The sequence below is a fragment of the Brevibacillus agri genome (genome assembly GCF_004117055.1).
GTDB classification, from domain to species: Bacteria; Bacillota; Bacilli; order Brevibacillales; family Brevibacillaceae; genus Brevibacillus; species Brevibacillus agri.
The window spans coordinates 3,903,510-3,919,649 of record NZ_CP026363.1 but is presented as its reverse complement, the minus strand read 5'-3'; the positions used below and the strand labels follow the sequence as shown (position 1 = coordinate 3,919,649).

Genomic DNA, 16,140 nt, shown 5'->3' with positions numbered 1-16,140 from the left:
GAATATAGCCGTTTCCGCGTTGTTCAGGCAGGACGCCGATGTACCTACGTCGGGCTGACCGTAGGCATGAGTAACCCGATGAGCTTGGCGTCTCGGGTATAAGCGAGCTGCCACCATTTGGGCTGATGGGCCATCCGCTGCAAATCGCGAAACATTTCCTCGGCCTGAGCCGCGGCTCCTTTTGCCTGGCGCTCTTGGACGATGTACTGGTCGAAGGTGAAGCGGGAGACGCGCTCGATCGCATCGACGAACGCCGCTTCCCCTACCTCTGGCATGGTGCGGTACACGATTTCGTGTTCGCTGTTTTTGCTGTGACCGAGAGCAGTCTGCGCGCGGTCGGGCGGCGCATGCCAATCAAAACGGTCCGTCATCCGGCTGAGCTGAAAGCCGGCAGCTTCCAGCACGGCCTGTCGCTTGGCGGGATGGGTTTGCCACTGCGGCGTCATCGGGGGAGTGTCCACTACATGCCCGATCGTGCCGTCCAACTGCGTGCCCATCAGCAAGCACGCCTCGCGAAACAGAGCAAGCCCAAGCCGGGCGCAGTCAGCCGCTTCCCACGGCACATCCCATAACACGACGTCTGTCGCCACTTCGCTTCCAGGCAGCGTCCAGAAGGCGAGTCTTCCCAGCCACGCCCCTCTTTCTCCAGGACAAAGCACCATTCGCGGCGCATGGCTCCTTTTGCCAGCATCGCTTCCAAATAGGTAGCGACATCGTGAACAACCTGCCCGGACTGGCGGCCGAACGCAGCAAACGCTGTCACCTCATCGGCGGTAATCGCGCGAACATGCAGCAAAGCAATCTCTCCCTTTTGTATCGGATTCAACAGCGAACAGCCCAGGTGAAAAATTTTCATAGGAATGCCGGATAAAACAACTTTCTGTAACTATCCAAATTAATATTGGTGGTTACTTGGTGATTTTACCAAAATGTTTCGATAACTGTCAAATTGCATGCGGCAACGGCTGGGCAGCCACAAGCTTGTCCACAACGGCGGCGCAAGCCTTGGCAAAGAATGAAGAAAAAGAAGGAAGGGAGCCAGGCTTTTGGCCCCCTTTTACTCGATCAAAATACTTGGCTTACGGCCGATGATTTGAATCGCGCGGTTCCACAGGAGCCGCAGCTTTTTTCGTTGCAGCAGGGGAAGGTGCGGATCGGGATGCTTCAAGTACGAACGGATGGGAATGACCCGAAAACGGACGCGGCCTCCTTGCAGGAAGCGCTGGCAGTAGGTCGGGATGACGGAGATTTGTCCGATGGCGACCTGCCCGTGGGCATCCTTTTCCACAGAAAAGCGCAGAATGGCCCCAATCTGTGACTGATCGAAGTGCAGCATTTTCTCGGAAGTGAAATTGCCGAGCGAGTAGGCGACGAGTGTGCGCTTTTTTCTGCCACCCGCAAGCGAGATCGCCGGGGTGACGACGGGTTGCAGGACGTGCGGATGCGCGCCGAGAATGACGTCGGCGCCGTGGTAGAGGAGACTTTGCACAAGCAGGCGCTGGTTCGCTGTCGGGGTGTAGCGGAATTCCACGCCAAAATGCAGCGCAACGATCACGAGGTCGACGAGCGGGCGGATGGCGGCGATGTCCTGCAAAATGGCGTCGCGGCGGATGAGATTGGCGAGCCATGGCATGTGGGCGGGAATGACCTGTTTGTTCGTTCCGTACGTGTAAGCGAGCAGCGCGATGCGGATGCCGTTCACTTCCCGGACAAAGGGAATGCTCGCCTCCTGCGGGGAGCGGTACGTGCCTGTGTGCGCAAGCTTGTAGCGATCCAGGACGTCCAGTGTGCGGCAAAGTCCGTTTGGCCCTCCGTCCAGACAGTGGTTGTTCACGGTCGTCACGACGTCAAAGCCGACTTGCTTCAGGTCGCGCGCCAGCTCGTCGGGACAGTTGAACCGAGGATAGCCAGTTCGTGCCGAGCCGATCTGGTAGGGCTGGCCTTTGCCGGAAAACGTTGTCTCCAGATTGCCGATCGTCAAGTCAGCGCCTGACAGGATGGGGGCGAGCGGAGCGAACATATCCGCAAAGGAATACTGATCCACAGAAGCCAGCTTGGCGCAAGCCACCTGCTCCTTCCACATGAGGATATCGCCTACAGCGGCGATGGTGACCTTCTTTTTCATTGGCTTCACCTCTCCACTCTACTCTATTCCAAAAGTCGTCCGTCCGTTTTGGATAGAAGCGGAACGTTTTCATAGATAGCGGTCTATACAGGCTGTTTCCCTCGGACATACAATACGAAAGCGGATTGGGAGAGGGGGGAATGTCAGTGAAAAAGAAAGGGAAAAAGACAAAAAGAGGGCCGTCAAAGACGGTGATTCTGAACAAGCCGGTGATCGCGGTGACGGGAAGCGCCGGAAAAACGACGACGAAAGAAATGATCTATGCGATTTTACAAAGACGCATGCCCACGTATCGTTCGATGTACAACAAGAACTTTTTGGGCAATACGAGAGCGCATGTCAGCCGTTTGCGGGACGAGCACAAAGCGGCCGTGCTTGAATTCGGGATATTGAGGAGTGGACATATTCGCCAGCATTGCCAGATCATTCAGCCGAATCTGGGGGTTATAACGAACATAGGCACTGCGCACATCGGCAATTTCGGCGGAGACATCGGACGGCTCGCCATGGCAAAATCCGAGCTGATCCGCAACATGAAGTCTACCGGTATCGTCTTTCTCAATTGGGATTGTCCATACTCGCGCCAGTTTACCCAGCAGCCTTTTGCAGGGACGTTTGCTGGTAGATTCGTTACGTTCGGGGTCGAGCAGGAAGCGCATTATCGGGCGGACAGCATTGCGCAGGAGGAAGGCGGAATTTCCTTCGTCTGCTCGTTTCAGCAGCAAAGGGAGGCGATGTTCATTCCGATTTTGGGAGAACACAACGTGTACAATGCGCTGGCGGCGATTGCGGTTGCGCATACACTCGGCATCCCGTTCCAGGAAATTCGGGAGGGGCTGCGCCGGTTCCAGCCGCAGCGGAAGCGGCTCGTCAGCTATCGGTTGGCCCACAATGTCCAGGTGCTGGACGATACGTACAGCTCCAATCCGGATGCGGCCAAGGCGGCGATTGATGTGCTCAGCCAGTCTGGACACAGCACCAAAATAGCCGTGCTGGCGAGCATGCTGGAGATGGGCTGCTACGAAGTGCGAGGGCACGAGGAAGTCGGGGAGTATTTGAGTCAAAAAAATGTGGATTATTTGTACACGTTGGGGAGAAGTGCCCGCCATATTGCGCGCGCGGCCATCCGGGCAGGCTTTCCCGCGAACCGGGTCATGCATTGCCCGAACAAAGAGGTCTTGCACCGCAGTCTCGCCAAAAGAATGAAGCCCGACACTACTTTTTTGGTAAAAGGCTCGCATCGGCTGAAAATGGGAGAAACCGTACAGTTTTTGTGCAATGTGCTTGCGAGAGGGAAGCGAAAACCTCGGTAGCGATGCCAGGACCTGTCAAGCGAGCAGGCGCTTGTCCCGGGAGCGGACAAGGGCCTTTTTGGCATGGGGAAAAGGTATGGGGCGAATCGGTCAGACAGGCCTGGGATACAGGGCTATGGTCATCCGACTATGTAATCAAATCCTCTGTTGGAAAGATTTACAGACTTAAACGGGTCGAGTTTTTCCAGTAAAGTGGGATTGTACCCGATCCGTTGGGAAAAAACACAGCCAGGAGGAGAACGAATGACGAAACGAGATTGGTTGCAAAAGTCGACTGTCGCCGTCATGCTAAGCACATCCCTGCTTCTGTTCGCAGAAGGTGGACAGGCAGCAGCTAAGACTGTGGATTCGCAATCTTCTGTCAAAGCAGGAAAAATCGTGCAGGTCGCTACATCCCTGATCGGCAAAGACTACAAATACGGGGCGGTTGGTCCGAACTCGTTCGGCTCTGCGGGACTTGCTACGTACATCTACAAACAGGCCGGCGTGACGATTGACGACACGATTGCCAAGCTGTACAAAGCCGGAAAGTCCGTCTCGGCAGACAATATCCAGCCTGGAGATTTGCTGTTCTTTTCCTCGAATGGAAAAGGCGCACCTGCCTTCATGGGAATTTACATCGGAAATGACCAGTACATATACTCTTCGCAAGGCGAAGATGCGGTAGTTTTGAAAAAAGTCAGCGATTATACGAAGAAGCTGCTTGGCGCACGCCGAATTTTGGCGGAGGACACCGGCACGGGCACAACTCCGGACCCGGGTCAGGAGGAGGAGTCCAACTCTTCTGCAATCGCGGACAAGGTGATTGCGGCCGGGAAAAAATACATCGGCACACCGTATGAGTACGGCTCGTCCCGTGCGAACAAAAAGACGATGGATTGCTCCGAGTTTACGATGTGGGCGTACCGCGAAGGCGCCAATATCGACATGGGCAACGGCGGCGCGCGCTCCCAAGCCAATTTTGTGAAAAGCAACGGCACTTATACAACAGATATTAACAAGCTGAAAAAAGGCGACCTGGTCTTTTTCATGGCCTATAAAGGCTACAAGGAGTCCGACTACAAAGGCATCAACGTGCCTAAGCAAAGCATTACCCACGTCGGCATCTACATGGGTGACGACAAGCTGCTGCACACCTTCTCCAAGGAGTCTGGCGGCGTGAAAATTACCGATTTCAAAAATACGCATCGGGAATACCGCTTCATCATGGGCGGACGCCCGTATTGACTTTTTGCCAGAGGATTATACGGGTTCTACCGATTTGCCTTTGACGAGCAAAGGGCTTATCCAAGTGGCGAAAATGTCTGCTCGCGTGCAAAAAGAGTTTCCGCCCGAGTTTATTTGGAGCAGTACGTTGAAGCGAGCCAGTCAAGCAGCCGGGATTTTAGCCGACGCGGTCGGCTGTCCGGTAGCGTATCTGGATGACCTGAGAGAAAGGCAGGAGACGGAGAGCATACGGGAGTTCAGGGCACGCGCGGAACGCATCCTTTCTTCTATCGAGGAAAACAGCAAAGCGTACAAGCGGATTGCGATTGTTTCCCACGGCGGAATGATAACCAAACTGATAGAAAGCTTCCTTCCGTTGCCGCATGAGAATAACGTCTGCTTCCACTCTGACAACACAGGGATTCATCTGTTGGAACAGACGCCGAAATGGAAGATCATCCGGTTTGCGAACAGCACCGCTCATTTGAACGGGGACGAACCGGCTGCGAACGGATAGCCAGTCTGCTGCCAACAGCAGTTTTTAGAGGACAATAGCGGAAAAATAGGTGAATGACCACGGGCAAACGCACAGTCCATCTGTGCGTTTGCTGCATCTCTTATAGGGAGACTTGTAGGAGGTGAAACGTCATGTCATATCAGTATCCCCCAGGAGGTTACCCGCCGCCACCGCCACCCGGAGGTTCTTCTGGAGGTTTTCCTCCCCCGCCGCCAGGCCCACCCCCAGGCAGGACGCCCAGCTCGCCGGGATCGCGAGGATACGGGGGAACGCGTCGGATTGAACCAGGCGGATTTTATCCGTGCCTGTATCGCTATACGTACATTTGGCTGCAAAATGGGCGGTCTTTCTGGTTTTATCCCGTATTCATCGGTCGTTCGTCCGTAACAGGCTACCGCTGGAGAGGAAACCGCTGGGAATACTATGGCTTGGAACTGAACCGGATTGCCTACTTTACTTGCTAATACGAAAAGACGCAGCGCTTTCTAGCAAAACGGCCTTCCTGGATGGGAAAGGCCGTCTTGGCTTGCCGTCCCGATCAGGTGCCAGGCTTATGTGCCTGTTACTTGACCGTCACGGTGAAATCTTTGTGGTCGTGCACGTCGCCTTTTTCCAGATGGACCTTCAGCGTGTATTCCCCGGAAGCGGGGAAGGAGAGGCGGCCTTCGTACTGCCCGGGACTCGTTTCTTTCGCATCGACGAAGCTGTGCTTCACCTCATCTCCCGTCCAAAACTCGAACTTGACCGTACCTTCCGCAAATGGCTGGTTGTCTTTTAGCAGATGAACGACCATGGCCGCTTCGGTTTGCGCCTTGAGCTCGTCTGGAGGCATCAAGTGAAAGTCGACTCCACTGGCTGCATGCGCTTTGTCTGCGGCTGCTTTGCCGTGCTCGTGTCCGCCGTCTGCATGACCCGTAGCGGCGTGGTCGGCGCTGGCTGCGGCTTTTACGGTAAAAGGCGTCTTTTGCATGTTGTGGAAATCGCGGGCGGTGACGTGGTAGTAGACAAAGTAGGAGCCAGGCTCGCTGATCGTCTGCTGCGCCGTATAGACGCCATCGGCTACGAGTTTCGCCGGAATCGTCTCGTGCTTTTCCTGTCCATCCTTCCACCATTCGAAGGACACTTCCCGGGCATCGTCCACAGGCTTGCCTTCCTGCGTCACCTTGACCGAAAACGTAATGGGTTGACCCGCTACCGGCTCGGCAGGCTCTATCGAAAAAGCGGCGTCAACTGGGGCGCCGGAAGCTTCCAGCGCTTGGTCGTTCTGGCTGGAACAAGCCGCAGCCAAAACGACCAGTGCGGACAGGCATAGCGTGAAAAAGCGTTTCATTTGCGTTACCCTTCCTTCTTCAAGTTCAACAACTCTTGATAAATTTGCTCCGGATCAAAGTCCTCGCCCATCCCGAACTTGCGGATGACCGCGTTGTTTTGATCGACGAGGTAAGTGCTCGACGTATGCGAGATAAAGCCGTCCTCGGTCTTTTTCGCAAAGAAGCCGAGAGAGCTGGTCACGGTGCGAATCGTCTCTTCGTCGCCGCGCAAAACAATCCAGCCTTCGTCTGCAATCCCGAGCTGTTTGACGTAGTAGCGCAGCACGTCCGGCGTATCGTTTTGCGGGTCGATCGTAATCGTCAAAAACTCAATGCCGTGCCCCATGAGTCCAGCCGCTTGCAGCCGTTTTTGCAGTTGCACCATTTTCACGGTGGTCGTCGGGCAAATGTCGGGACAGCGCGTATAGATCAGCTCGACCAGGCGGATGCTCCCGGGCTTCGGCGCGAGGGAGTAAGCCTCTCCGTCCAGCGTCTGTAGCTGTACGTCCGGCAGCTTGGCCGAAACCGACGACGGGCTCAGCCAAAACCACGAGGCGACGAGCGCGGCGAGGACGAGCAGCGGCAAAAACAGCAGCAGCCGTCTCAGCCGGATAGCGGCAGTCGGGGTGAGTGGCACGCGGGATGCCTCCTTTTTTCGCAAGTAAAATGAGAGAGCCGCTTTTTGGGCCGTTATTGCGGGATCAGTTGATCGTCCGGCTGATCTTTTTCTTTCCGGTACCAGGCGGTAAACACATAGGCCAAAACGGAGCCGTACGTCAACTCCTGCACCAGCTTCATGATGATTCCGCCAAGCCGCTGATCGTCCAGAGGCAGGAGCGGAACGGCGAACATCGATTTGTCGATCGGCGCGGAGAAGAACGGCGCACACAGCATGGAAGGACCGTTGACATACGTGCCGTACAGCGCCGATTCCGAAAAAATAATGAGCGCACAGGCTGGCGTAATCAGCACGCCGTTGGCAAAAATGTAGGCCAGCTTTTGCAACTCGGACAGCCGATGAATCTCCGGAATAGGGGCGATGACAGGCAACCACATCAAAATGGCCGCAACCAAAAGCAGCAGGTGAATCAGATTATGTAGGGCCAGGTTGTTCATCGCCATGTCTAGAATAACAGGCATGTGGTAAAACGAAAATAGGGCATTGAACAAAAGGACGGCCGGGATCGGATGGCTCGCCACGCGCAAAACCTGTTTCAGCCCCCTGGGTTCAAACAGCGAGCGCATGAGCCAGGCTGGTGTGCCAGACAAAAGCAACAGCGGCATCACCAGGTAGAGAATGGACTGCTGAAGCATATGGGCACTGAACAAAAAGTGGCCAGCGACGTTTAGCGGGCTGCCCATGCCGAAATAAAACAGCAGCAAGCCAGCGGAAAACGACAGTTTCTGTATGAGCGTGGCTGGCTTTGCGTCCGGAAACGTCCGGCGCAAAGGTCCTGTCAGCGAAAAGTAGGCAAGTCCGATGAGAGCGGTCAACAAAATCAGCTCCGGGTTCCACGTCGCCCGAAAGCCAAACGTTTCGGTCAAGTCGATGAGGGTCAACGCCATTACCTCCGTTTTCCTGGAATATTCCCCATTACCCATTATAGGCATTCGCTTCCAAAAGCCTAATGACTCGTTTGGGCTATTTCTCGTTGTATGCGTTCACATATTTGTCACCGAGGCAGCAAAAAGCCCCCGAACGGTAAAGTCCGAGGGCTTTTTGCCACTATGATTTTTTCTGCTCTTCCAGCCATTTCTTCCACTCGTCGGCTTCGTGGCCGCCTACCAGACGAGCGACTTCCTTGCCGTCCTTGTAGTGAACCAGGGTCGGGGTAAATTCGATCTGGAACTCATCCCAGCTTGCATTAAATTCAAGCAGGTTGTGCTTTTTCATGTCGATCTGCATGTCCTTGACGATTGGCACGAGGACCGGGGTGGTTGCGCGGCAATGCTCGCACAGCGGGCTGTAGTAGTAGACGAACAAGTCTTCCTTGCTCTCGATCTTCTGCTTCAACTCTTCTGGCATAATCAGGTTGTCGTACAGCGGATCTTTCAGTTGCTCGATGGTAGCCGGATTCAGATTGGCTTTTCCGTACGGGTTGCCTGCAGCCGCCTCGCGGTTGGAAATATCCGAGTACACAATGGCGCCAATGAGCAGCGCAGCTACCAGGATGGAAAAAAAGATAATTTTTTTCATGCATCAAATCTCCTTTGCGTTTTTCATGACGATGAACAGCAGAATGCTAATCAGCGTAAAGGCGACCAGCGCCAAAAACGGAATCGTGATAAAGCCGAACCAGTTGATGTAGTCCGTATTGCAAGGCACGATACCGCAAGCGTTGCCCAGCTCATGCAGGGCAGGCACCTTTTGAATCAGGTAATGGTAGAGGGAGATGCAGCCGCCGATCAGCGAAAGAATCAGGGCGTATGATGACATCTTGTAATCTTTTTTGGCGGAGGCCACCCCCAGCAAAATGATGAGCGGATACATCAAGATTCGCTGGTACCAGCACAGATCGCACGGTATGTACTTCAATACTTCCGAAAAAAACAGGCTTCCCGCTGTGGCAATCAGGGACACGCCCCATGCCGCAAACATGGATTGTTCCATCACTTGTTGACGTTTCATAACAACACCTCGTCCCTCTATCTTATCATATTACGAATCGGAAGTAGATTATAAAAAGTAACAATTTGTAAAAGCAAAGCGGCTTGTCCGAAAAAAGCGGGAAACGCTACCTGAAGCAGTAGCCACAGGTAGGAGCCAAAGCTTTGCCACACAAAGGAGGTGTCGTCGAACTCAGATGATCCGCACGGACATGGTGGGCTGGGCGTCGCGAATCGGGACGAAGATCGATTGCAAAGAGGGCTACTCTACCAACAAGATTCCGCGCCGGTAAGCAGCTCCACCGTCAATCCCGACGAGATTGCCCCGCCGCCACGGCCCATGGCCCTCATAGTCAGGCAACCGGGGAACAGGGGTGTGACCGAAGACGATCGGCCTGTCTCCTCCATAATAAAGGTAGAAGGGCTTCCGAATCCACAGGAGATCTTCTGGATTTTGCTCGTGCAGAGGGATTCCCGGGCGAATCCCGGCATGGACCAGGAGAACCGCGGGCGCTCCTGATTGCGGGTCAGCCGGAAGCTCCATGTACAAAGGCAGGCTGGACAAGGACGGCAACAGCCCCGGGTACTCGGCCAAAATCAACCGCCGGGCTTCTTCCTGTTCTGCGGCAGACGGCATGGAATGCAGAAACGCCCGGCGCAGCGGATGAGGGCCGAGCAGCGAACGGATCGTGGCATCCCCTCCGTTGTAGCGCAAGTAAAGCTCCGGATTTCCTTGCCCAAGCAGCCAATCTTCCAGCATCTGCTCGTGATTGCCTTTGAGCAGAAAGACTTGGTTCGGGTGCTGCTGGCGGAGGCGGAACAGCTCGAACAGCACTTCCTTGGACTCGGGCCCGCGGTCGATCATGTCGCCAATCACATAGAGCCGATCCCCTGACTGCGGGGAAAAAGAGGCATCACGCAATGCCCGCTGAAAAGCCTGATTCTGTCCATGAATATCCGAAACGAAATAGGTGGCCACTTCCCATCCCCTCCAAAAGAGAACTTGGCGCGACTGTTATCACCATATGTATAAAAGGAGGAAGAGTGTAAAGGCATGCGCGCAGGCCGTAGCGAGCAAAGCGGCGCCTAAACATGGGCGCACCAACTGAGGGCAGCGGAATATGGATACGTATGAGACATATACCCACATGTTGGAGGGAAAATTGGACAGATGGCTACATCCTATCGGGATTACACTTCACCCAATACGCAATTCACATACGATCTGCGCAACAACACGTTTTTTCGCAAAGACGCCGGGAACTTCATTGACGCGCTCGGCATCCAGCAACTGAACACGCTTGGCAACACGTCGTTGCTCGACATTTTCCTGACGACGGGAAATGTGATTGAGCCGCATATTCACCAAAACGCTTCCGAGCTCGTCTACTGTGTGACGGGAGAGGCGATCGTTTCGATCATCAACCCGTTTACATACCAGTTGCTCAACTTCAATATCAAGCCGCGGCAAGTGGCGAACGTGCCGCAGGGCTGGTGGCACTATGAAGTAGCCATGACGGACGATACCCATCTGATCGCGATATTCGACGCGCCTGTACCGGAAGTGATTTTCGGCTCCGACATCCTGCGACTGACCCCGGCGAGCATCTGGGCACACACGTATTGCCTTGACGAAGCGAAGGTAAAAGACACCTTTGCGCCGATTACCCGGACCGTCGTCATCGGCCCGCCGTTCGGCTGCCAGCAGGGGGCAAACCCCGCTCCCAACCAGGGCCAGAGCCAATGGCAGCACACTTCCAGCCAATATCCGCACTACGACTATTCCAGTCAGTATTCCAGCCAATGGCCGGTGAACTCCTACTACGATGCTGCGGCTTACACGCAGCCGCCGGAGTACGGACAGTACACCCATTACCCGGAGCTGGCGGGCTACACCTACTATTCGCCTAGCCAGCCGCAAACTGCTTATCCACAGCAGTACGGCTACTCTGCGGCTTACTAGCTGTACACCCTCTTTTTCCTCCGATACAATGGGGGCAAAAAGAAAGAGGGAGATGCAGATGGAAGCGCTTGCCAAATGGCTGCAGGAATCGCCGGGCGCGGTCGTCTTTACGGGTGCTGGCATGTCGACGGAAAGCGGCTTGCCGGATTTTCGCTCGCAGACCGGACTGTGGCGCGGAAATGATCCGCAAAAGCTCGCGAGCACGCAAGCGATGCGAAGCAACCGCGAGTCGTTCGTGGAGTTTTACCGGATGCGAATCGAGGGGCTTTGCTCCTGCAAACCGCACGCCGGGCATGAAATATTGGCAAAATGGGAGCAGCGCGGCCTGCTTGCCGGCATCATCACGCAAAATGTAGACGGCTTTCACCAGCGGGCCGGGAGTCGGGCGGTCGCACAGCTTCACGGGACGTTGACGACGGTCAGTTGCATTCGCTGCCGGAAAAGCTACCCGAGCGAGCGGTATTTGCAGGAGGAAGGAAGCCAGTGTGAGTGCGGAGGCTTCGTTCGTCCGGATGTCGTCCTGTTCGGAGAGGCGTTGCCCCAGTCGCAGATTGACCTGGCAGTGGAATGGACAGAGCGCGCGCCGCTATTGATCGTGCTCGGCTCGTCGCTTACGGTCAGTCCCGCCAACTGGTTTCCGCAGCGCGCCAAAGAAAACGGAGCCAGGCTGGTGATCGTCAACCAGGAGCCGACTCCGCTGGACGGATGGGCGGACTTGGTCGTGCACGATGTGAAAATCGGCGAGCTGCTGTCGCGCACAGAACAGTGGCTTCACCGTTGAATGAACGGCAGGCGTACTCTCGATTGCAGGGAGTACGCCTGCTTTTGATCTGGCGGCAGGCAATTTGCGGGCAGTCAGTCCCTAGAGCTTCCGCGAAAAAAATGGTACGATTCTGTGAGGACGGCAAATCGAAAAGTACAGGTGACGACGACCATGCAGATTATTTCAGTAGAAAACCTCTCCAAAAGCTACGGAGAGAAAGTTTTGTTCGATAACATCTCCTTTCATATCGCAGAGCAGCAGCGGATCGGCCTGATCGGAGTCAACGGCACAGGAAAATCATCTCTGCTGCGGATCATGGCGGGACAAGATACGCCCGATAGCGGAAAAATCGTTCATGCGAACCATTTTCACGTGGAATATTTGCCGCAAAATCCGAGCTTCGATGAAGAATCTACGGTGCTTGCGCAAGTTTTTTACGGAGAGTCCCCGCTCATCCAGTTGCTGCGGGAATACGAGGTAGCGCTGGAAGCGGTGCAGCAAGACCCGGAAGACGAGAAAAAGCAGGCGCGGCTGTTTGCCGTCCAAAGCCGGATGGATGCGGCCGATGCGTGGGAGAGCAATACCCAGGCGAAAATGATTTTGACCAAGCTCGGTCTGTCCAACTTTTCGCAAAAAGTAAAAGAGCTGTCTGGCGGCCAGCGCAAGCGGGTAGCGATGGCAAGAGCGCTGATCCAGCCAGCCGATTTGCTGATTCTCGACGAGCCGACGAACCATATCGACAACGAGACGGTTGAGTGGCTGGAGGAATACTTGTCCCGCTACAAAGGCGCCTTGCTGCTCGTCACGCACGATCGCTATTTCCTCGATCGCGTGACGAACCGCACGTTCGAGCTGGATCGCGGCAAGCTGTACAGCTACGAAGGCAACTACGCGACGTTTTTGGAGAAAAAAGCCGAGCGCGAAGAAAACGAGGCGGCGGCAGAGGACAAGCGGCAAAATTTGCTGCGCCGCGAGCTGGCCTGGCTGCGCCGGGGGGCCAAAGCGCGGACGACCAAGCAAAAAGCGCGCGTCCAGCGGGTAGAGGAGTTGCGCGATCGGACGGTGGACGGTCCGGCGGCGAAGCTGGAAATGGCGCTGGGCGCAAGCCGCCTGGGCAAAAAGGTCATCGAGATCGAGCACATCGAAAAAGCGTACGGGGATAAAAAGCTGGTCGACGACTTCAGCTATATCGTGTTGCCAGGAGATCGCGTCGGGATTATCGGTCCAAACGGCAGCGGCAAATCGACGCTCTTAAACATGCTTGCGGGCCGCATCCAGCCTGACAGCGGAACGATTGACGTCGGCACGACGGTGAAAATCGCCTACTACACGCAGGACAGCGTGGAGATGGACGAAAAGCTGCGAGTGATCGAGTACGTCAAGGAAGCGGCAGAAGTGATTACGACGAGCAACGGAGAGGCGATTACGGCTTCGCAAATGCTGGAGCGCTTTCTGTTTTCCCCGTCGATGCAGTGGACGCCGATATCCAAGCTGTCCGGCGGCGAGCGGCGCAGGCTGTACTTGCTGCGGACGTTGATGGGCGAGCCGAACGTGCTGTTTTTGGATGAGCCGACCAACGATCTCGACATCCAGACGTTGAGCATTTTGGAAGACTACTTGGAGCAGTTTCCCGGAGCGGTCATTACCGTTTCCCACGATCGCTATTTTCTCGATCGCACGGTTGACCATCTGTTCGCCTTTGAGGGCAACGGGCAGATTCGCCACTTTACAGGCAACTATTCCGAATATCTGGAAGAAAAGCGGAGAGAGAACGCGGCAGCCTCTGCCGGGGCGCAGCAGCAGCCAGCCGAGAAGCAGCCGGGCAGTCAGGCGACTCGCGGCAACAACCGCACGAAAAAGCTCTCCTATAAAGATCAGAAGGATTGGGATACGATCGAAGGCAAAATCGCTTCGCTGGAAGAACGCCTCGCGCTGCTGAAAAAAGAAATTGCCGGGGCGGGCAGCGACTACGGCAAGGTAGAAAAGCTGTTTGCCGAGGAGCAGCAGGTGACAGCCGAGTTGGAAGCGGCCGTGGAGCGTTGGGCGGAGCTGTCTGCGCTGGTCGAGGAACTGGAGCAGGGGAAGTAATTGGCAGCGTGCCAATCTCTGTGTGCTTAGCCAGTTATTGAGGCTGGGAAAGCGACGCCGATCTCCTGTAGACTAGAGAAGATCACTAGAGTAGAGGAGTCGCTGTCGTTGCCTGCTTATAAGTTGGACCCGGAATGGGTGATGTCTTACCTAGCGTTGCAAGAAGAAAGGCTCGCTTGCGAAGTCCATCCGAAGGACAAAGAAGCGATCATGAACAAGATCAGGGAATTGACGCTGTCGATCATGTACAAGCAAGCCCGAAGATTTCTCGTATATTTGGAGACGGAAGACCAGCAGACGGTCGCCAAAAAGAATAAGCATTGCATGTGAAAAAGACCCGCCTTTTGCAAAAAGAGGCGGGTCTTTGCGTGTCGTCACTGCTGCCGGATGCGCACGGGGGTGCCGATGGGGACGAGCTTCGCCAAGGCGTTGACGTCCTGGTTGTACATGCGAATGCAGCCGTGCGAGACGTATTTTCCGATGGAGGACGGGTTGTTCGTTCCGTGTATGCCGTAATGTGGCTTGCTGAGTCCCAGCCAGTACGTCCCGAAGACGCTGAGCGGGCCTCCGGGGTATGAGTTCGGATAGGGCACCTTGTTGATGATGGTGAAGTCTCCGCGCGGTGTCGCCGTGGCGATTTTGCCCAGCGCAACCGGGTAGGAGCGAACGAGCTTGTTTCCGTCGTACAGATCGAGCCTGAGCTTCGCGATCGAAATGCGAATGTTGTATGCAGGCATTCCCTCACCTCCCTTTTTGCAGCCGCTCGCGACATTGCTATTCCTATCTTATGTGAAAGGGAGGGAGGGGTACTTGGGACACGCTCTTTTACCTGAAGGAAGAAAACGTATCGGGATAGCGCAGGCCGTCGCGATAAAACAAGGTACGTACCCACGCGTACAGCCGAAGCGGGATGGAAGGGAAGACAATCGCGAGCTTGCCTTCTTCCAAAATGGGCAGATCGAGCGGAGACTGGATTTCGTAAGGCACTCCCTCTTGATCGAGCAGTGCCTTGTAGCGGTGGGCTTCACTCCAGCTCACCGGGTAATAGAATGATTTTTCCATCGCATCCAACACCTTTCCGGTTATCGCTGCTCCCATTATATGCAACCCATTTGGGGTAAAAAAAGAAACGAGCGCGCAAAAAATGGAAAAATAGGCCAATTTGTGGCTAGTTGATGGCGGGAGCGAAAATACGTCATGATTTTCCGCGCGAATCGGTGTAAAGTGGAGGTATCCAGAAATTGGAGGGACACTTTGGATGGCGCAGACACACTTGCACTTTAACATGCACATCGGCAGAAAAAAGCCGGAGAGCGTAATCAACAGGGAAACAGCGTGTCCGTTCTGCGATCGCGGCAGCTTGACAGATGTGCTGGAGCAGCGCGGTTCCATGATCTGGCTGATGAACAAATTTCCCGTCCTGCAGGATACGTATCAGACCGTCTTGATTGAATCGGATGAGTGCAACGGCGACTGGTCCTCCTACTCCCGGGAGCACGTGCACGCCCTGCTTTCCTTTGGCGTGGAAAAGTGGCTGGAGATGGAGCGAAGCGGCTCTTTTCGCTCTGTGCTCTTTTTCAAAAACCACGGGCTGTATTCCGGCGGGAGCATTCGCCACCCGCACATGCAGATCGTCGGGCTGACGGGTTACGACTATCGCGCGCAACTCAGGGACAGCGACTTTCACGGCATCACCATCGACCGGGAGTCAGGGGTGGAGTGTTCGCTCTCGACGCATCCGCGCGCGGGCTTTTTTGAGTACAACGTCATTTTGTCCGACCTGGATCGGCTGCCCAAAATGGCTGATTATTTGCAAATTTTGGCGCACTGGATTCTTCACCACGTCAACCCGCGCAACCAGAGCTACAACTTCTTCTTTTATCAATGGAAAGAAAAGCTGATCGCCAAGGCGGTGCCGCGCTTCGTGACTTCCCCGCTGTACGTCGGCTATTCGATTCCGCAAGTAGCGAACAATCTGGAGGAAATGGTGGAGGAGATGAGAAGGCATTATTTTTGACAAAAGACTAGGGCGTGGCTGGAAAAGCATTATTGAGTCAAGAAAATAGCGGTCGTATATCAACAACAAGAATGACTTTGCTAGTTTGTCGTAACGAGTAGCTCGCGACGAAAGAGTTTGATTTTATTTCTTATCGAGTGAATGGATAGTTTTCCCTGAAAGTTTCCAATTATGTGACTTTTTTACCTATTATAATGGTTCTATGCTCCCTTTTGTAATGAATAGAAGATG

At 54.8% G+C, this 16,140-nt stretch carries 19 protein-coding genes; 8 read left to right on the top strand and 11 right to left on the bottom strand.

All coding sequences use genetic code 11. The features are described from left to right. Positions 1-44: 44 nt before the first annotated feature. The 3 genes from BA6348_RS27435 to BA6348_RS19280 all read right to left on the bottom strand — a co-directional run bounded on the left by BA6348_RS27435 (position 45) and on the right by BA6348_RS19280 (position 2,125). Positions 45-575, bottom strand: coding sequence for a hypothetical protein (locus BA6348_RS27435; protein ID WP_242507375.1), 531 nt, complete (start codon positions 573-575; stop codon positions 45-47). Beyond that, entirely contained in the window at positions 497-796 is a 300-nt protein-coding gene (locus BA6348_RS27430) for a hypothetical protein (RefSeq protein ID WP_242507374.1), read from the bottom strand. The genes BA6348_RS27435 and BA6348_RS27430 overlap by 79 nt, the downstream gene beginning before the upstream one ends. A gap of 261 nt (positions 797-1,057) precedes the next feature. After that, complete coding sequence (locus BA6348_RS19280; RefSeq protein WP_026558460.1) at positions 1,058-2,125, bottom strand: CapA family protein; 1,068 nt, start codon at positions 2,123-2,125, stop codon at positions 1,058-1,060. 140 nt (positions 2,126-2,265) lie between these two features. On the opposite strand from BA6348_RS19280, the gene BA6348_RS19275 reads away from it, so the two are divergent. From BA6348_RS19275 to BA6348_RS19265, 3 genes are all read left to right on the top strand, one after another. Continuing rightward, a complete protein-coding gene (locus tag BA6348_RS19275; RefSeq protein ID WP_039971466.1) occupies positions 2,266-3,438 on the top strand; it encodes a UDP-N-acetylmuramoyl-tripeptide--D-alanyl-D-alanine ligase in 1,173 nt (390 codons plus the stop codon). Positions 3,439-3,681: 243 nt separating this feature from the next. Next, a complete protein-coding gene (locus BA6348_RS19270; protein ID WP_005833227.1) occupies positions 3,682-4,665 on the top strand; it encodes a C40 family peptidase in 984 nt (327 codons plus the stop codon). Between the two features lie 73 nt (positions 4,666-4,738). Next, a complete protein-coding gene (locus tag BA6348_RS19265; RefSeq protein ID WP_242507505.1) occupies positions 4,739-5,161 on the top strand; it encodes a histidine phosphatase family protein in 423 nt (140 codons plus the stop codon). Between the two features lie 562 nt (positions 5,162-5,723). Here the strand turns inward: BA6348_RS19265 and BA6348_RS19255 are convergent. The 6 genes from BA6348_RS19255 to BA6348_RS19230 form a co-directional block, all read right to left on the bottom strand. Beyond that, complete coding sequence (locus BA6348_RS19255; RefSeq protein WP_007784833.1) at positions 5,724-6,491, bottom strand: FixH family protein; 768 nt, start codon at positions 6,489-6,491, stop codon at positions 5,724-5,726. A gap of 5 nt (positions 6,492-6,496) precedes the next feature. Next, a complete protein-coding gene (locus BA6348_RS19250; RefSeq protein ID WP_007784837.1) occupies positions 6,497-7,108 on the bottom strand; it encodes an SCO family protein in 612 nt (203 codons plus the stop codon). 53 nt (positions 7,109-7,161) lie between these two features. Then, positions 7,162-8,031: a cytochrome c oxidase assembly factor CtaG gene (ctaG, locus tag BA6348_RS19245; RefSeq protein ID WP_007784839.1), complete on the bottom strand. Its 870-nt coding sequence runs from the start codon at positions 8,029-8,031 to the stop codon at positions 7,162-7,164. Between the two features lie 166 nt (positions 8,032-8,197). After that, on the bottom strand, positions 8,198-8,668 hold the full coding sequence (locus BA6348_RS19240; protein WP_005833218.1) for a thioredoxin family protein: 471 nt from the start codon (positions 8,666-8,668) through the stop codon (positions 8,198-8,200). A gap of 3 nt (positions 8,669-8,671) precedes the next feature. Continuing rightward, a complete protein-coding gene (locus tag BA6348_RS19235; RefSeq protein WP_005833216.1) occupies positions 8,672-9,100 on the bottom strand; it encodes a disulfide oxidoreductase in 429 nt (142 codons plus the stop codon). A 240-nt stretch (positions 9,101-9,340) separates the two neighbouring features. Further along, positions 9,341-10,057 (bottom strand): metallophosphoesterase family protein, encoded by a 717-nt coding sequence (locus BA6348_RS19230; protein ID WP_242507373.1) that lies wholly within the window; start codon positions 10,055-10,057, stop codon positions 9,341-9,343. Between the two features lie 192 nt (positions 10,058-10,249). On the opposite strand from BA6348_RS19230, the gene BA6348_RS19225 reads away from it, so the two are divergent. The 4 genes from BA6348_RS19225 to BA6348_RS19210 all read left to right on the top strand — a co-directional run bounded on the left by BA6348_RS19225 (position 10,250) and on the right by BA6348_RS19210 (position 14,222). Next, on the top strand, positions 10,250-11,041 hold the full coding sequence (locus tag BA6348_RS19225) for a cupin domain-containing protein (RefSeq protein WP_007784843.1): 792 nt from the start codon (positions 10,250-10,252) through the stop codon (positions 11,039-11,041). A gap of 58 nt (positions 11,042-11,099) precedes the next feature. After that, complete coding sequence (locus BA6348_RS19220; protein WP_025844933.1) at positions 11,100-11,822, top strand: NAD-dependent deacylase; 723 nt, start codon at positions 11,100-11,102, stop codon at positions 11,820-11,822. Between the two features lie 153 nt (positions 11,823-11,975). Beyond that, positions 11,976-13,892, top strand: coding sequence for an ABC-F family ATP-binding cassette domain-containing protein (locus BA6348_RS19215; RefSeq protein ID WP_025844931.1), 1,917 nt, complete (start codon positions 11,976-11,978; stop codon positions 13,890-13,892). A gap of 108 nt (positions 13,893-14,000) precedes the next feature. Further along, a complete protein-coding gene (locus BA6348_RS19210) occupies positions 14,001-14,222 on the top strand; it encodes a hypothetical protein (protein ID WP_005833210.1) in 222 nt (73 codons plus the stop codon). Between the two features lie 44 nt (positions 14,223-14,266). On the opposite strand, the gene BA6348_RS19205 is transcribed toward BA6348_RS19210, so the two are convergent. Both BA6348_RS19205 and BA6348_RS19200 read right to left on the bottom strand, forming a co-directional pair. Then, positions 14,267-14,629 carry a L,D-transpeptidase gene (locus BA6348_RS19205; protein ID WP_005833208.1) on the bottom strand — a complete coding sequence of 121 codons (363 nt, stop codon included), beginning with the start codon at positions 14,627-14,629 and terminating at the stop codon, positions 14,267-14,269. Positions 14,630-14,717: 88 nt separating this feature from the next. Continuing rightward, positions 14,718-14,954, bottom strand: coding sequence for a hypothetical protein (locus BA6348_RS19200; RefSeq protein ID WP_007784848.1), 237 nt, complete (start codon positions 14,952-14,954; stop codon positions 14,718-14,720). Positions 14,955-15,150: 196 nt separating this feature from the next. Between BA6348_RS19200 and BA6348_RS19195 the strand changes: the two genes are divergently transcribed. Then, positions 15,151-15,909, top strand: coding sequence for a DUF4931 domain-containing protein (locus BA6348_RS19195; protein ID WP_005833205.1), 759 nt, complete (start codon positions 15,151-15,153; stop codon positions 15,907-15,909). Positions 15,910-16,140 lie beyond the last annotated feature (231 nt).